Annotated in this window: 11 protein-coding genes; 6 read left to right on the top strand and 5 right to left on the bottom strand. The window is 58.2% G+C overall.

The window, feature by feature from the left end; all coding sequences use genetic code 11:
* Positions 1-2 precede the first annotated feature (2 nt).
* Genes mdtC through FHW74_RS03565 form a run of 3 tightly spaced genes read right to left on the bottom strand, consistent with a single transcriptional unit; the run spans position 3 to position 7453 of the window.
* Positions 3-3092, bottom strand: coding sequence for a multidrug efflux RND transporter permease subunit MdtC (mdtC, locus tag FHW74_RS03575; RefSeq protein WP_183169179.1), 3090 nt, complete (start codon positions 3090-3092; stop codon positions 3-5).
* On the bottom strand, positions 3093-6215 hold the full coding sequence (locus FHW74_RS03570) for an MdtB/MuxB family multidrug efflux RND transporter permease subunit (protein WP_183169178.1): 3123 nt from the start codon (positions 6213-6215) through the stop codon (positions 3093-3095). It lies immediately after the preceding gene.
* Positions 6215-7453, bottom strand: coding sequence for an MdtA/MuxA family multidrug efflux RND transporter periplasmic adaptor subunit (locus FHW74_RS03565; protein WP_183169177.1), 1239 nt, complete (start codon positions 7451-7453; stop codon positions 6215-6217). The genes FHW74_RS03570 and FHW74_RS03565 overlap by 1 nt, the downstream gene beginning before the upstream one ends.
* 227 nt (positions 7454-7680) lie before the next feature.
* On the opposite strand from FHW74_RS03565, the gene FHW74_RS03560 reads away from it, so the two are divergent.
* Positions 7681-8028, top strand: a complete 348-nt coding sequence (locus FHW74_RS03560) for a type II toxin-antitoxin system RelE/ParE family toxin (protein ID WP_183169176.1) — start codon at positions 7681-7683, stop codon at positions 8026-8028.
* Positions 8029-8030: 2 nt separating this feature from the next.
* Positions 8031-8327: a helix-turn-helix domain-containing protein gene (locus FHW74_RS03555; protein ID WP_370527947.1), complete on the top strand. Its 297-nt coding sequence runs from the start codon at positions 8031-8033 to the stop codon at positions 8325-8327.
* 22 nt (positions 8328-8349) lie between these two features.
* Here FHW74_RS03555 and yegD read toward each other — a convergent pair whose 3' ends face one another.
* Positions 8350-9702: a molecular chaperone gene (yegD, locus tag FHW74_RS03550; RefSeq protein ID WP_183169438.1), complete on the bottom strand. Its 1353-nt coding sequence runs from the start codon at positions 9700-9702 to the stop codon at positions 8350-8352.
* 131 nt (positions 9703-9833) lie between these two features.
* Here yegD and alkA point away from each other — a divergent pair, with 131 nt between their 5' ends.
* Entirely contained in the window at positions 9834-10688 is an 855-nt protein-coding gene (gene alkA, locus FHW74_RS03545; RefSeq protein WP_183169174.1) for a DNA-3-methyladenine glycosylase 2, read from the top strand.
* Here alkA and FHW74_RS03540 read toward each other — a convergent pair.
* Positions 10670-13999, bottom strand: coding sequence for a diguanylate cyclase (locus FHW74_RS03540; RefSeq protein WP_183169173.1), 3330 nt, complete (start codon positions 13997-13999; stop codon positions 10670-10672). The genes alkA and FHW74_RS03540 overlap by 19 nt on opposite strands.
* Positions 14000-14337: 338 nt before the next feature.
* Here FHW74_RS03540 and udk point away from each other — a divergent pair, with 338 nt between their 5' ends.
* The 3 genes from udk to asmA all read left to right on the top strand — a co-directional run bounded on the left by udk (position 14338) and on the right by asmA (position 17518).
* Positions 14338-14979, top strand: a complete 642-nt coding sequence (gene udk / locus FHW74_RS03535; RefSeq protein WP_125291704.1) for a uridine kinase — start codon at positions 14338-14340, stop codon at positions 14977-14979.
* 89 nt (positions 14980-15068) lie between these two features.
* On the top strand, positions 15069-15650 hold the full coding sequence (gene dcd, locus FHW74_RS03530; RefSeq protein WP_144130456.1) for a dCTP deaminase: 582 nt from the start codon (positions 15069-15071) through the stop codon (positions 15648-15650).
* Positions 15651-15673: 23 nt separating this feature from the next.
* Positions 15674-17518, top strand: coding sequence for an outer membrane assembly protein AsmA (gene asmA, locus FHW74_RS03525; RefSeq protein WP_183169172.1), 1845 nt, complete (start codon positions 15674-15676; stop codon positions 17516-17518).
* Positions 17519-17525 lie beyond the last annotated feature (7 nt).

Genomic DNA, 17525 nt, shown 5'->3' with positions numbered 1-17525 from the left:
GGTTATTCACTCGTCGTTATGGCTTCACCTCCACGACGTTGACGCGTAAAGCGCAGTCGCAGTCGGTCGAAAAACAGATAAACCACCGGCGTGGTGTAGAGCGTCAATAACTGGCTCATCACCAGACCGCCGACAATGGTGATGCCCAGCGGCTGGCGCAGTTCCGCACCGTCGCCGCTGGAGATCACCAGCGGTAGCGCGCCAAACAGCGCCGCCAGCGTGGTCATCATGATCGGTCGAAAGCGTAACAGACAGGCCTGGAAAATCGCCTGCTCTGGCGACAAATCGCCTTTACGCTGCGCTTCGATAGCGAAATCTACCATCATGATGGCGTTCTTTTTCACGATCCCGATCAACAGCATAATGCCGATCAGCGCAATCAGGCTGAACGGCGCGCCGAAAAGCTCCAGCGCCAGCAGCGCGCCGACGCCCGCCGAGGGCAGGGTGGAGAGGATGGTCAGCGGATGCACGTAGCTCTCGTACAGAATGCCCAGCACGATATACACCGTGGCGATGGCCGCGAGGATCAGCAACACTTGCGAGTTCATGGTGTCCTGAAATACCTGGGCGGTGCCGGCGTAGCTGCCGCGCACCGTGGAAGGCACGCCAAGCGAGGTCATGGTGCGATCGATGGCGTCGCTGGCCTCGGATAACGACACCCCGGTGGGCAGGTTAAACGCGATGGTTGAGGCCGCCGACAGGCCCTGATGGTTCACTGACAGCGGCGCGTTCGCCGGTTGCCAGTGGGCGAAGCTGGACAGCGGGATCGGCTTGCCGTCGCTGTTGATGACAAACATCTGGTTCAGGGCGCTGATATCCTGGGTGTAACGCGGATCGACCTGCATTACCACTTTGTACTGGTTCAGCGGCTGGTAAATGGTGGAAATCTGCCGCTGGCCGAAGGCGTTATTCAGCAGGCCGTTGGCGTCCTGCACGCTGATCCCCAGCCGCGCCATGGTTTCACGGTCGTAAATCAGGCTCATTTCCGCGCCGTTGTCCTGCTGGTCGGAGTTAACGTCCGCCAGCTGCGGCAGTTTCGCCAGCACCTGGCGGATCTTCGGCTCCCATTCGCGCAGCGCGGCTAAATCGTCGGAGAGTAAGGTGTACTGATAACTGGCGTTAGATTGCCGTCCGCCGACCCGGATATCCTGCACCGCCATTAAAAACAGGCTGGCTCCCGGCTCTTTCGCGAGCTTTTTACGCAGCCGGTCAATGACCTGCTGTGAGGTTTCATGGCGCTCGCCCAGCGGTTTCAGCGAGATAAACATCATCCCGCTGTTCACCCGCGAGCCGCCGGTAAAACCGGTGACATTATCCACTGCCGGATCGTCGCGAATAATCTTCATAAAGTCTTCCAGCTTGCCGCGCATCGCCTGGAAAGAGATGCTCTGATCCGCCTGGATGCCGCCCATCAGCCGACCGGTGTCCTGCTCCGGGAAAAAGGTTTTCGGGATGGCGATATACAACCAGATATTGAGCGCGATAGTGGCAAGCAGCACCACGCCCACCAGTTTGGTATGGCGCAGCACCCATTGCAGGGATTGGGCATAGCCCTCCTGTAGCGCGGTGAGTAGGCGGCCAACGCCGCGCTTGCGCGGCTGGGACTGGGGTTGACTGGCTTTCAGCAGCCAACCGCACATCATTGGCGTTAAGGTCAGGGAGACCACCAGCGAGATGCCTATCGCCACCGAGAGCGTGACGGCGAATTCCCGGAACAGACGCCCTGGCAGCCCTCCCATCAGCAGCAGCGGCAGAAATACCGCCACCAGCGACAGGCTCATAGACAGCACCGTGAAGCCCACTTCCCGTACGCCCTGTAGCGCCGCCTGAAGCGGTTTCACCCCGGCTTCCAGATGGCGGGAAATATTCTCCAGCACCACGATGGCGTCATCCACCACAAAGCCGGTGGCAATGGTCAGCGCCATCAGCGACAGGTTATTCAGGCTAAAGCCGCACAGGTACATCGCGGTAAAGGTGCCGATTAACGACACTGGCACCGCAATGGCCGGGATAAAGGTCGCGCGCCCGGAGCGTAGAAACAGAAACACCACCAGGATCACCAACGCCACAGAGATCACCAGCGTCTGCTCCACTTCTTCTAGGGAGGCGCGAATGGTTGGCGAGCGATCCTGGGCTATTTGCAGATCGATAGACGCCGGGATGATCTCGCGCAGCTCCGGCACTCGGGCGCGAATGCGATCCACGGTTTCGATGATATTGGCTTCCGGGGCTTTGCGGATCATCAGCAAAATCGCCGGTTTGGCGTTGGTCATTCCGGCGTTGCGCACGTCCTGCACCGAGTCAGTCACCGTCGCCACGTCCTGGAGTTTCACCGCCGCGCCGTTGTGGTAATGAATAATCAGCGGCTGGTATTCCGCCGCGGTTTTTAGCTCGTCATTGGTCTGGATCTGCCAGCGCCGGTCGCTGTCTTCCAGCGCGCCCTGCGGACGGCGCACGTTGGCGTCGCTGATGGCGGTGCGCACCGCGTCCAGCGACACGCCCTGGTTAAACAGCGCCTGCGGATTGAGATCGACGCGCACCGCAGGCAGAGAGCTGCCGCCGACGTCCACGTCGCCCACGCCGTCGATTTGCGCGATGGTCTGCGCCAGTTGGGTCGAGGCGAAGTCGTACAGCGCCCCTTGCGAAAGGGTATCGGAGGTCAGCGTCAGGATGATAATCGGCGCATCGGACGGGTTGGCCTTGCGATAAGTCGGGCGGCTCGGCATCCCGCTTGGCAACAGGCTCTGGGCGGCGCTGATTGCCGCCTGCACGTCACGCGCCGCGCCGTTGATATCGCGGTCAAAATCAAACTGCAAAATAATCCGAGTACTGCCGAGCGAGCTGGACGAGGTCATCTCGTTGACCCCGGCGATGCGCCCTAACGCGCGCTCCAGCGGTGTCGCCACCGATGACGCCATGGTTTCCGGCGACGCGCCGGGCAGCGAGGCGCTGACCATAATCACCGGGAAATCCACCTGCGGCAGCGGGGCCACCGGCAGCAGGCGAAACGCCAGCACGCCGCACAGCGTGACCGCCAGCGTCAGCAGGATGGTGGCAACAGGCCGATAGATAAACAGGGCGTAAAATCGCACTTACGCCTCCCCGGTTTTACGGCTAAAACGCGCCCGGGTGTAATGGGCCAGCCGATCAAACAGCAGGTAAATCACCGGGGTGGTGAACAGCGTCAGCACCTGGCTCACCAGCAGCCCGCCTACCATGCCGATGCCCAACGGTCGGCGCAGTTCTGCGCCGACGCCGGTACTTAACATCAGCGGCAGCGCGCCGAGCAGCGCGGCAAGCGTGGTCATCAGGATCGGACGGAAACGCAGCAAACAGGCCTGGTAAATCGCGTCGTAAGGAGATAACCCCTGTTCACGCTCCGCCGCCAGCGCAAAGTCGATCATCATGATGGCGTTTTTCTTGACGATGCCGATCAGCAGGATAATGCCGATAATCGCGATGACGTCCAGCTCGCTGCCCGCCAGCATCAGCGCCAGCAGCGCGCCGACGCCTGCGGTAGGCAGCGTGGAGAGAATCGTAATCGGGTGAATAAAGCTCTCATACAGCACGCCGAGCACAATATACATCGCCACCACCGACGCCAGGATCAGCCAGATGGTGTTGCCCAGCGCCGACTGGAAGGCGAGGGTACTGCCCTGGAACGAGGTGGTGATATCCGCCGGGAAGTCGAGGGTTTTCTCGGCCTCGAGAATGGCGTTTACCGCCTGCTCCAGGGAATAACCGTCGGTCACGTTGAACGAAATGGTGGTGGACGGGAACTGATCGAGATGGTTAATCGACATCGGCCCGTGGCGCTGCTCGACGTTAGCGATAGCGCTTAACGGCACGATACCGCCGTCGGCGCTGGTCAGGCGAATGCTGTCCAGCCCGCTGATGCCGGGCGTGGCGCGGGTGTCATGCTCCAGCACCACGCGGTACTGATTTGCCTGGGTATAAATCGTGGAAATCAGCCGCTGGCCAAAGGCGTTATACAGCGCGTTATCCACATCGCTCATGCTGATGCCGAGACGGCTGGCGCTGTCGCGGTCGACATTGACATACGCCACCAGCCCCTGATCCTGCCAGTCGCTGCTCACGTCCGACAGCGCCGGCAGGGTGGCGAGCTTGTCCATCAGCGCCGGGACCCAGGTGCTGAGCGCCTCCAGTGAGTTGGCCTGTAGCGTAAACTGATACTGGGTGCGGCTCACCTGGGTATCGATGGTCAGATCCTGAGTCGGTTGCAGGTACAGCGCCACCCCTGGCACCTTCGCCACCGCCTGCTGGAGCCGGGCAATCACCGGCTGGATACGGTCATCGCGCTGGTCCAGCGGTTTAAGATGGATTTGCAGGCGGGCGCTGTTCAGCGAGGCGTTGGTGCCGTCCACGCCGACAAACGAGGTCAGGCTTTCCACCGCCGGATCTTTTAAAATCACATCCGCCACCCGCTGCTGGCGCTCCGCCATACTGGCGAATGACGCTGACTGCGGGGCCTGCAAGGTGCCCTGAATAATGCTGTTGTCCTGTACCGGGAAGAAACCTTTGGGGATCAGCATCCACAAGACCACCGTCAGCGCCAGGGTGCCGAGCGCCACGCCGAGGGTGAGCCACGGGTGGCTCAGCACCCGCGTTAACCCGCGACCGTAGCTGGCAATCACTCGTTCGAAAAAGCGCTCGCTGGCGCGGGAGAAGCGGTTTTGCTTGCGCAGCGATTCGTGGCTCAACATGCGCGCGCACATCATCGGCGTCAGCGTCAGGGAAACCACGGCGGAGATCAAAATCGCCACCGCCAGGGTGATGGCGAACTCGCGGAACAAGCGTCCGACGATATCGCCCATAAACAGCAGCGGGATCAGCACCGCGATCAGCGAGAAGGTCAGGGAGATGATGGTGAAGCCGATCTCCCCCGCGCCTTTTAGCGCGGCGGCAAGTGGTTTCTCACCTTTTTCGATATAGCGCGAGATGTTCTCGATCACCACGATGGCGTCATCCACCACAAACCCGGTGGCGATGGTCAGCGCCATCAGCGTCAGGTTATTGATGGAAAAATCAAAAAACACCATCACCGCAAAGGTGCCGACCAGCGACAGCGGCACCGCCACGGCGGGAATAATCGTCGCCGGCACGTTGCGCAGGAACAGATAGATGATCATCACCACCAGCGCGATTGCCAGCATCAGCTCGAACTGGGTGTCGGTCACCGACGCGCGGATATTGGTGGTGCGGTCGGCCAGCAGCTTCACTTCCACCGATTTCGGCAAACTTTGCGTCAGCGTGGGCAGCATCTGGCGCACGCTGTCGGCGGTGGCGATGATATTCGCGCCGGGCTGGCGCTGAATATTCATCACGATGGCCTGCTGCTTGTTAGCCCATGCGCCGAGCCAGCGGTTTTCCGCGCCCTGTTCGATGGTCGCCACATCCCCTAAGCGGATCGCCGCGCCGTTCTGGTAAGCGATAATCAGGTTGCGGTATTCATCCGCCGATTTCATCTGGTCATTGGCGGAGAGGGTGATGGCGCGTTCCGGGCCGTCGAGGCTGCCTTTCGCTGAATTGACGTTGGCATTGCTGATGGCGGTACGCACGGTTTCGCTGGTCACCCCGAGAGCGGCCAGCGCCTGGGCGTTAAGTTTGACCCGCACCGCCGGGCGCTGTCCGCCGGATAGCGTAACCAGCCCAACGCCCGAAACCTGGGAAATTTTCTGCGCGACCCGGGTTTCCACCATGTCTTCCACCTGGGTCATCGGCAGCGCGGTGGAGGTCACCGCCAGGGTCATGATCGGCGGGTCCGCCGGGTTGACTTTGCTGTACACCGGTGGGTTCGGCAAATCGTTGGGCAACAGATTGGTGGCGGCGTTAATGGCCGCCTGCACTTCCTGCTCCGCCACGTCCAGCGCTAACGAAAGCTGGAATTGCAGGGTGATCACGCTGGCACCACCCGCGCTTTGCGACGCCATCTGCTTCAGGCCGGACATCTGGCCGAACTGGCGTTCCAGCGGCGCGGTAATCGCCGAGGTCACCACATCCGGGCTGGCCCCCGGATACAGCGTCACCACCTGAATCGTGGGGTAATCCACTTCCGGCAGCGCCGAGACCGGCAAAAAACGGTAGCCCAGCACCCCTGCCAGCATAATGGCGATCATCAGCAACGTGGTGGCGACCGGGCGTAGGATGAATAGCCGCGACGGCCCGCCGGTGGCGCTCGGAGGTAACACCTGCATCAGGACTGCGCTCCCTGCCGTTTATGCGATGGAGCCTCTTTTGGCGTCTCAGCCTGGGCGTTATGCGCCTCCACCACTTCCACGCTTGCCCCTTCGGTCAGACGGTCGATCCCGTCAGTCACCACGCGATCGCCTGCCGACAGCCCGGCAGTCACCACCACTTTTTCGCTGTCCTGAATGCCTGTGGTCACCGTGTGCTTGCTGACTTTGTTCTCGCTGTTCAGCACCCAGACGAAATGGCCGTCGTTGCCCATTTGCAGCGCGGCGGTAGGGATCACGATGGCATCCTGCTGGGTGTCCACCAACATGCGGGCGTTAACAAACTGGTTAGGGAACAGGGCGTCATCCTGATTATCAAAGCGGCCTTTAAGTTTGATGGTGCCGGTAGTCGCGTCGATTTGGTTATCCAGGCTGAGCAAGGTTCCGGTACTGAGCTTCTGCTTATTGGTGCGATCCCAGGCTTCCACCGTCAGGGTTTTCCCGGCTTTTTGCGCCTGCACGATGGTGGCGATATCGCTTTCCGGCAGGGTGAACAGCACATCAATAGGGTGGGTTTGGGTCAGCACCACGATACCGGTGGTGTCGCCACTGGAGATCTGGTTGCCGATATCCACCTGCTTAAGGCCGACGCGCCCATCCACTGGCGCGGTGATGCGGCTCCAGGTTAACTGCAACTGCGCGCTGGCGACGGCGGCTTCGTCGGCCTTGATAGTGCCGAGAGTTTCGTTAACCAGCGCCTGCTGGGCATCCAGCTCCTGGCGCGACACCAGGTTGGTTTTGCTCAATTGCTGATAGCGCGCTAAATCGCGCCGGGCATTGGCAAGGGTGGCTTTATCGCGGGCCAGTTGGCCTTCGGCCTGGGCCAGCGCCACCTTAAACTGGCTGGGATCGATTTCCGCCAGCAGATCGCCCGCTTTCACCTGCTGCCCTTCCTGAAAGTGCAGCGCCATCAACTGCCCGTCAACCCGGCTGTGCACGGTAACGGTATTGGCGGCGGTGATGGTGCCCAGCCCCGAAAGATAGCGGGGAACCGCTGCGCTGACGGCGGTTGCCGCCTGTACCGGCGCGAGCGCGCCGCGCATGCTGGCGCGTCCGCCGCCCGCTTTACGCTGCTGGCCGGATGCCTGCTGACCCGGCGCCGCGTCTGGCTTTTGAGCGTGCCAGTACCACAAGCCCGCTACGATGGCGATAACAATAATGATGGGCCACATCCAACGCGATAAACCAGTACCTTTCATAAGTTAAACGTCTTCTTATCCTGAAACGATTAGGCGTAATGATACTAGTTTAGTGATGAGCGACGGGGGAAAAATGGAGGAAATATGGAACAACGTCAGGATTCCTCCTAATCAGCGCTTTTGTTCGAGATTTCTCGCAGGATCGAGACGGGAATCAGCAGTACAAATTTCGACAGTATAGAGTGTGGTTCAGGCATTAAATATAAATTACACTTTATGAGGTGGTTATGACATGGACGGTTGTGCTCACGCCAGAATACGAGCAATGGTTTGATCAGCAGGAGCATGGGTTACAGATTCGTATCGATACCATGGTCACTCTCCTTGAGATCAGTGGGCCGAACCTGGGGCGGCCTTATGTTGATACGCTTGTGGGATCGCACTACCCGAATATGAAAGAACTGCGGGTGCAGTATGCCGGCAATCCCTGGCGCATCGGTTTTGCCTTTGGCTATAGCCAGAACGCAGTGCTGTTGTATGGCGGAAAAAAGGACGAGAAAAAGCGTTTTTATACGTGGTTAATTGCGAGAGTGGACGCGATTTTTGCACGTTATCTCGCACGTAAAAAGGAGTGATGATGAAAACATTTCAGGAAAAATTAGCTGAGTATTCCCCCGAACGTCGGGCTGAAATCGAACGCCTGGCCGAAGAGTTCGCCGCGGAAAACGGCTTGCCGACCCTGCGTGAAATGCGCGCCATGTCGCAACAGGAACTCGCCGAAAAACTCGGCGTAACCCAGCCTGCGGTGGCGGCCATGGAGCGGCGCGGAGATGACATCAAAGTCTCAACGTTGAAACGCTACGCAGAAGCGTTAGGCGGTGAACTGAAGATCAGCATCGAACTGCCCGAAGGAAGCCGAGTGATTTCACTCTAAACATCCCCGGACAGCTCAGGTATTAGCGAAACACCACGTTTGCCCAGCGCGCCAGCCCGGCGGTGACCGAACCGAAATCATCGCCGCCGCGAATCGGCGTCCCGGGCAAATAGGCCGCCAGCAGATTGCGGATCAGCGGCGAGCGGGCGCTGCCGCCGGTGAGATAAATCACCTCCGGCGTGATATGGCTGGCTTCCAGCGCCAGGGATACCTGTTCAATAATGCGTTGCAGCGGCTGCGTCAGGGCCGTTTCCAGTTCGATTTGCGAAATGGCGGCCTGTAAGTCGTCGCTGATAAACGGCATCCGCGCCAGGTGGTTTTCATCGGCAGAGAGCGCGATTTTGCTCTCCTCGGCGACCCGCACCAGCCGGTAACTCAGACGCTGCTGCCATACTTTGCGCAATCTGGCGACATCGTCAGGCGCTTTGGCGTCGCGGATCAAATCGAGCAGCAAACGGCCATTCGCCGCACTGTAAAAATCGCTTTGCGCCGGGACATCATTAATCGCCACCGCGTTCCACCAGGGCAGCGTTGGCAGGGCGATGCCTTTCTGGGTTTCGCCGCCCATGCCTAATAGCGGCATCAGCTGTTTAAACGCGAGAGCGATATCCAGGTCGTTGCCGCCGATGCGGCAACCGCTGTGGCCCAGCAGGCTGGCTTCGCGATCGGCTTGCATGGCCCACTGCGGCCCCATGAGCAATACCGAGCAGTCGGTGGTGCCGCCGCCGATATCCACCACCAGTACCCGCGTCTCACGGGTCAGGGTGGACTCAAAATCCAGCCCGGCGGCGACGGGTTCATACTGAAATACCACATCACGAAAACCAGCACGCTGCGCCGCGCGTTCGAGAATACCCTGCGCCTGGGCGTTGGCGTCATCGCCGCCCAGCCCCTGGAAGTTAATCGGACGGCCAATAACCGCCTGGTCGATGGCATTATGGGTTTGCGCGGCGGCGGTGTTGCGGATATGCAGCATTGTTGCGCACACCAGATCTTCAAACAGCGCTACCTGCTGCGGTTTCAGGCCGCTTGCGCCGAGAAACGACTTCGGCGATTTAACGAACCACACCTCTTCCGGGTCGTCCATATAGTGCTGCAACGCCGCCAGGCCGAACTGCACGCTGGCGTCGGTGACCCGAATATCTTCTTCGCGGTTGGCGTTAATCGCCCGGCGCAGCAGCGCTTTGTTTTCCTCTCCCGGCGTCGGGACATCATGACAGCGGTACAGCCATTCGCTCACCGCCTCGCGGGTAGGGGCGCACAGCATCGACGGCAGCAGCGGCGAGCCGTTTTCCAGCGTTAGCATCTGCGGCGCGCCATCACGCATTATCGCCACCGAACAGTTCGCGGTGCCGTAATCAAAACCAATAAACATTTTCATCCCCATGCCTGTGAAGAAGGGGGGCGACTTTAGCCGAATGTGGTGCTGGCGGCAAACGGAATATGAAAGCAAGGCGAAACTCGCAGGATCGGGCTACTCTGAATCCAGTATTTCAAGGAGATAGCATGTTCATTATTGATTACCGCGGCCCGTACGACTGGCCCTGGATGTGCGGCTTTTTACGCCACCGTACCGTCGAGGGCGTTGAAATCATTAACGATGACAGCCTGCAGCGGGTGATGGCGTTTGACGGTGCCCGGGGAGTGGCGACAATTCACATCGCCGGTAATAATCAGCTGCGCGTCACGCTGAGCGACGGTCTCATGCCGGTTGCCGACGAGGCGCTGACGCGGTTGCGCCGTTGGCTGGATCTCGATACCGACCCGCAACCGATTATCGACACACTGGGCGAACTCGCCGCGCCGATACCGGGTTTGCGGTTGCCCGGCTGCGTCGATCCCTTTGAGCAGATGATCCGCGCGGTGTTAGGCCAACTGGTGAGCGTCGCCATGGCGGCGAAACTGACCAGTAAACTGGTGCAGGCTTATGGGGAACCGCTGGAAGGGCAACCGGGCTGGCGTTGTTTTCCGGATGCGACGATCCTTGCCCGTGCCCGCTGGGAGGATTTAAAAGCCCTGGGCATGTCGAAAATGCGTGCAGACGCCATCATCAACCTGGCGCAGCTGTGTCTGGACGGGCAATTGATGCTGTCACGCCCGGAAAACGTCGAGCAGGGCATTAAAGCGTTAATGAAACTGCCAGGGATTGGTCGCTGGACCGCCAGCTATTTCGCCTTGCGCGGCTGGCAAAGCCCCGACGTGTTTTTGCCGGATGACTACGCCATCAAACTGCGCTTCCCCGGCATGACTCCCGCGCAAATTCGCCGCTACGCCGAGCGCTGGTCGCCCTGGCGCTCGTATGCGTTATTGCACATCTGGTACAACCACGGCTGGCAGCCGGATCAGTTAATCGCAAAGTAACCCTGGTTGAGCAGCATATCCAGCGGCTGGGTCTGGGCGATGGTATCGCCCCAGATCATATCGATGCCGATGCCGGAAAGCGTGTCCATAATGAGCGCCTGATCGGCGGGGCCAGCGATACACTTCAGCCCCAGCCGCTGGGCGTGACCCTGAATAATGGTCACCATCATCTCGTCCATCAGATTGGTATGCACATCCGTGACCAGTTCCGGCTCAATCATTATGTAGTCGCAGATCTGGCGCGTTAACTGGTTAAAGATCTCCATATCACGCCCGACCTGGCTGACGATAATGCGGCAACCGGCGTTGCGCAGTTTAATCATGTTGTTTTTGGCACGATCGTCATCCGTCAGCAGCACGTCGCTGTGGAGGGTGAAATGCAGCAAGCGCGGCGGCAGCGCGCTGGTGCTCAATGCCGCCAGCAGTTCATTGATGGTCTCATCGTTGGCGATCCCATGGGGTGACAAGGGCAGGGCGACGCCAAAACCCTTCAGAGCAACGGCGGTGGCGTGGTTGCGCAGAAAGTCAGTAAACACGCGGCGATCGAGCGCGCAGGACAATGCCGGGTCGGTCAGGCTGGAGCGAAACGCCGACTCCTCCAGTACATTGCCTTCGCTGGTCCACAGCCGCAGCGACAGCAGCCAGAAGTTGGTGGATTCAGGAATACGCGGCGACGCCACGGCACGGGCCAGCAGCATCATATGATTGTCGTTAATCATCCGCGCCTGCTCTTCATGGGCCAGCAGCGTGCGCTGTTGTTGCAAGTGCTGCTGCTGTGGCTCATAAACCGTTACCATGCCGCGCCCTTTATTTTTCGAGGCGTAACAGGCGATATCCGCCTGGGACATCACTTCCGAGGCCAGATTGTTATTGGCGTCGATCAGGGTGATACCGGCGCTGGCGCCGATGCGGTGCAGGCGGCCTTCCCACATAAAGTGATAGTCGTTCACCGCCTGAATCAGCCGGGTAGAGATGGTATAGGCGTTTTCGATGCCGCAGTCCGGCAACAGCAGGCCAAACTCATCGCCGCCGAGACGTGCCAGAATGTCGGTGGTGCGCAGCATGCCCAGCATCAACGACGCCAGTTCGCGCAGCAGCGCATCCCCCGCCGCATGGCCTGCGGTGTCGTTCACCGCTTTAAAGCGATCGAGATCGATGCACACCAGCGCGTGGCGCTGATGACTTTCGCCCACGCTTTGCAGCAGGCGCTTAAGATGATTTTCAAAACTGACGCGGTTCGCCAGATGGGTGAGGGCGTCATGTGAAGCGCTGTAACTCAACTGGCGCAGCATTTTGCGGGATTCGGTGACGTCCTGGATCACCAGCACCGAGCCGATATTTTGCCCGTCCAGGGTGCTGAGCGGCGTCACGGTGTAGTGAATATCGTAGCTTCCGCCGTTGCGGCAGTGCAGCACCACATCCTGCTCGATGGCGGTACGGCTGACGTCCCCGCTGTGGATATTTTCCATCAACGGGCCTTTATCGCCGAAGGTAATGCGCAGGACCGAGAGCAGCGGTTGCCCCATAGCCTGTTCCTGCGACCAACCGCTCATGGTTTCCGCCACCGGGTTCATAAAAGTCACATTCATCTCGACGTCGGTACAAATTACCGCTTCGCCGATGGAGTCGAGCGTAATATGCAAACGCTCTTTTTCCTGGAACAGCGCCTCGTTAAGCTGCTTAACTTCGGTCATATCCATATTCACGCCCAGCAGACGTTCTACATCGCCCTGCTTATTCATCACGCGATTGGCGAGGGCGCGAATATGGCGAATGCCTTCGCTGACCTGAATACGGAATTCGATCTTAAACGGGACGCGCGCTTTTAGCGCATCGCGGATCGTCATTTCTACCGAACCGAGATCTTCTTTTACCACCCGGGATGCCCAGAGTTGGTAGGTGGGCTTAATATGCGGCGGAATATCGTACAGCTCGAACATTCGCTTATCCCAGCTAATAATGTCCGGCCCCAGCTCCCATTCCCAAATGCCGATGCCGCCAGCTTCATTCGCAAGCGTAATGCGTTCCATTAAACGCTTATTCATCCATTCGGTATGTTTGAGATCGTTAATATCTTCAATCTGGGCGATGAAATAGAGCGGCACGCCATTATTATCCCGCACCATGGAAACCGACATCAGGGCCCATACCACTTCACCGGCCTGGTTAAAGTAGCGTTTTTCCATGGAGTAACTGTTGATATCGCCTTTAATCAGGCTCTCCAGCTGTTCCAGATCGTCATGTAAATCTTCCGGCCAGGTAATTTGCTGGAATGTCATGCTGCACATTTTTTCCGGGGTATAGCCCAGGAACTGGCACAGGGATTTATTCACCTCCAGCCAGCGGCCATCAATGGATACCAGCGCCATGCCGATGGAGGAGTACTCCATGGCGTTGCGAAAACGGGTTTCGCTCTCGGAAATATGCTTGCGCTCTTCGCGAAACGCGTACATCACCATGGTCATCACATTGGCGGGCAGCAGGATCAGCAAAAACGGCAGCCAGGGGGCGTTAAGCATCACCAGGGGATGCGGGGCGGCAAGCATTTGCGGATTACGGGTTAGCGTCAGGGAGACCACCATCACCGTCGCCAGAAAAATGGTGAACGCCTCCAGACGCGGCAGCCGGATGGCGCTCCACATCAGCAGCACGATAATAAAGGTAAACGGCCAGGGGAGATAATGCAGCGCCAGCCAGCTCAACAGTAGCGTTACGCACAGCGCCCCCAGGGTTTCGACCAGCAGGCGGGTGTTACGATGGCGCAGCAAATAGTGGGATTTAAACAGCAGCCCAATCGGCACCAGCGCGATGGCGGCAATCGACTCCGATAACACCCAGACAAAAAATGTCCGCAGATTCTCGTCGTTCGGCGTAAAAATAACCGCCAAAACCGCGCCGAATAAGGGGGGAATAACCGCGCTACCGACTGCCAGTTTTACCCAGTTGTTGAGATTTTGTAATGGATTGGCGCAGGGCAGAAGTTTGCGCAGTAATATTGCCCCGAGCAGGGCTTCAAGAATATTGATAACCGGAAAGGTTATTACAATTTGGTTGGCGGGAAATAAAATTAGTGACGCAAGTAAATTACCGGCCACGCACACCACGGCGATAGCGGGCCAGAAAGAGGCCGGATGCCGATAAAACGCCACCATCATAATCGCGGTGGGGAACCACAGCGGCGCAAGGGATGAGCCTAACAGCGTCAACTCAAGAGAAAACAGGGTAAATAAAAAACTTAATAGCCCCAGACTTAGCAACCGTAATACGGGATGAGGCGTAGAAACTTCAACGCGCATGTTCTTTTTATTCATTACCGCTAATCCGTTGTGGCATTGCCGCCAGGAGCAAAGCCCGGACGTATTATTCGACGTATCGGGCTATGCTAGTACAAACAATTTACAATTCCTATGCTGCTGCCCGATAAATTCTCATTCCAGCAAGCTTTATTGTATTAATCGCAATAGCCTGAATTATTAACTGAGATTATGGTTAAAAAAATGCGTTCCGGTGCCACTCTTTAAAAAAAGTTATTCACAACCGGCTGTGAGCGCACCTGCGACTGGTATCGGGGGGGCGAAGTCCCTATAATTGCCGCGTTTGGCGCTACGGCGTCGTCCTTCCCCTTATTCAAAACCAGGTCGCTACATTTATGACTGACAAGTCTCATCAATGCGTCATCATCGGCATCGCCGGCGCATCCGCTTCGGGCAAAAGCCTTATCGCCAGCACACTTTATCGGGAGCTGCGCGACCAGGTCGGTGACGAACACATTGGTGTTATTCCGGAAGACAGCTACTACAAAGATCAGACCCATTTGTCCATGGAAGAACGGGTTAAAACCAACTATGACCATCCCAACGCCATGGACCACAGCCTGCTGTTCCAGCATCTGCAAACGCTGAAGTCCGGCAAGCCGATTGAACTGCCTGTCTATAGTTATGTCGAACATACGCGTACCCAGCAAACGGTCCATATCGAACCGAAAAAAGTGATCATCCTGGAAGGGATCCTGCTGCTTACCGATGCGCGCCTGCGCCAGGAGATGAACTTCTCGATTTTCGTCGATACGCCGCTGGATATTTGCCTGATGCGTCGCATTAAGCGTGACGTGAACGAGCGTGGCCGCTCCATGGATTCGGTGATGACCCAGTACCAGAAAACGGTGCGCCCGATGTTCCTGCAGTTTATTGAACCATCGAAGCAGTATGCCGATATCATCGTGCCGCGCGGCGGTAAAAACCGTATCGCGATTGATATTCTCAAAGCGAAAATCAGCCAATTCTTTGAATAACACGCAGTTAGCGTGTACCGTTCTAAGAGTCATTATGTATTTCCCGGCCCGCAGCGGTCGGGAATTCAAGCACAACAGAGGAGCGTGCGATGCGTCTTTGCGACCGTGATATTGAAGCCTGGCTTGATGATGGCCGTTTAGCGATTACCCCGCGTCCTCCGGTAGAGCGCATCAATGGCGCGACGGTGGATGTGCGTCTGGGCAACAAATTCCGCACCTTCAGCGGCCATACCGCTGCGTTTATTGATTTAAGCGGACCGAAGGCGGAAGTCAGCGCCGCGCTGGATCGCGTAATGAGCGATGAAATCGTGCTGGCGGACGGCGATGCCTTTTTCCTCCATCCAGGCGAGTTGGCCCTGGCGGTGACGCTGGAGTCGGTGACTTTACCGGCGGATCTGGTGGGCTGGCTGGACGGGCGTTCTTCACTGGCGCGTCTGGGGCTGATGGTCCACGTGACCGCGCACCGCATCGATCCCGGCTGGCAGGGCTGCATCGTGCTTGAGTTCTATAACTCCGGCAAGCTGCCGCTGGCGCTGCGTCCGGGGATGGTGATCGGCGCGCTGAGTTTCGAGCCGCTCTCCGGGCCGGCCGCCCGTCCTTACAATCGTCGTGAAGATGCCAAGTATCGGGATCAGCAAGGTGCGGTAGCCAGCCGTATCGATAAAGACTAATCCGGTTACTGACTGAGGATGCCATGAGACGACTTCTGACGACGCTAATGATATTGCTGGTGGTCATCATCGCCGGCCTGTCCGCATTAGTGCTGTTGGTCAATCCCAACGATTTTCGCGACTATATGGTTCGCCAGGTTGAGGCGCGCAGTGGATACCAGCTTAAGCTGGAAGGGCCGCTGCGCTGGCACGTCTGGCCTCAGTTAAGCATTCTTTCCGGGCGCATGAACCTCACTGCGCCGGGCGCGTCTCAGCCGATGGTGACCGCCGATAATATGCGCCTTGACGTTAAGCTGCTGCCGCTGCTCTCGCACCAGCTACATGTCCGCCAGGTGATGTTGAAAGGCGCGGTGGTTCAGTTGACCCCCGAGAGCGAAGCGCGTCGTCCCAAAGATGCGCCGATTGGCCCACAGGGCGGCACTGCGCCCAGCGACAGCGATCGCGGCTGGAGCTTTGATATTTCCCGCCTGAAAGTGGCCGACAGTGTGCTGGTTTTCCAGCATGAAGGGGATGAGCAGGTCACGGTGCGCAATCTGAACCTGCAGATGGATCAGGATGAAAAGCGCCGGGCGCAAATAGATTTCAGCGCCCGGGTACTGCGCGATCAGCGTACCCTGGATCTCTCTTTCAACGCCGCACTTAACGTCGCCAATTATCCGGAAGATCTCGCCGCCAGCATCAGCAATCTGCAATACCAACTGAAAGGCGCCGATTTACCCGCTCAGGGCATCACAGGCCAGGGCGCGTTTAATGCCAACTGGCAGGAAGGGCAGAAAAAGCTCAGCTTTAGCGAGCTGCAACTCACTGCCAATGACAGCCAGTTAAGCGGTAACGGCAGCGTGGCGCTGCAAAAGGATCCTGACTGGTTGCTGAATCTGGCTTTTAGCAAACTGAATCTGGAAAATCTGCTGCCCACTCAGACGGCATCCGCCGCGCCGGTCGCCCAGCAGGCGCAAAGCCAGCCGGTGCTGCCGCGCCCGGTGATTGCCGACAATGCTTCTGAGCAGGATTATTCTATGCTGCGCGGTTTTAACGCCCGGGCCAATATCAGTGCCGAAAGTGTGCTGTGGCGCGGGCTGAATTTCACCAAAGTGCGCGCGGCGCTGGCAAATAACAGCGGCTTGCTGACCATTTCCACGCTGGAAGGCAACTTAGGCGCGGGCCATATTTCTCTGCCGGGCAGTCTGAATACCAAACAGCAACCGGCGCAGGCGAAGTTCATCCCGAACATCCAGAACATCGAAATCAGCCAGGTGCTGAAGGCGTTTGATTATCCGATTGCCCTGAGCGGCGCGCTGTCGATGACCGGTGATTTTTCCGGGACGCAAATCGATGCCAACGCGTTTCGTCAGAACTGGCAGGGCGAGGCCAGCGTCGAGATGACCAACTCGCGTCTCGAGGGAATGAACTTCCAGCAGATGATCCAGCAGGCGGTGGCGCGTAATAACGGTTCGGTGCAGGCGCAGCAGTTCGAAGAGAACGCGACCAAACTGGAACAGTTTACGACAGACGTTTCGCTCGACCACGGCAAGCTGACGCTGAATCAAATGGAAGGACGTTCCTCAATGCTGGCGCTGAATGGCGAAGGCACCATGGACCTGGTCACTGAACAGTGCGATACCCTGTTCCAGGTGCGGGTTGTCGATGGCTGGAAAGGCGAGGGCAGCCTGGTGGAGTTCCTGAAGCAAACGCCGATCCCCCTGCGGGTCTATGGCTCCTGGAAGCAGTTGAACTACTCGTTGCAGGTTGATCAGATACTGCGTAAGCATTTGCAGGAAGAAGCTAAGCGGCGGCTAAACGACTGGGCCGAGCGCCATAAAGACAGCAGCAAGTCGAAGGACGTGAAAGAGTTGCTGAAAAAGCTGTAATCAAAAA

The organism is Atlantibacter sp. RC6, assembly GCF_014193285.1.
In the GTDB taxonomy this organism is placed as follows: Bacteria; Pseudomonadota; Gammaproteobacteria; order Enterobacterales; family Enterobacteriaceae; genus Atlantibacter.
The sequence above is the reverse complement of the archived record's forward strand: the minus strand, read 5'-3'. Positions and strand labels throughout refer to the sequence as shown.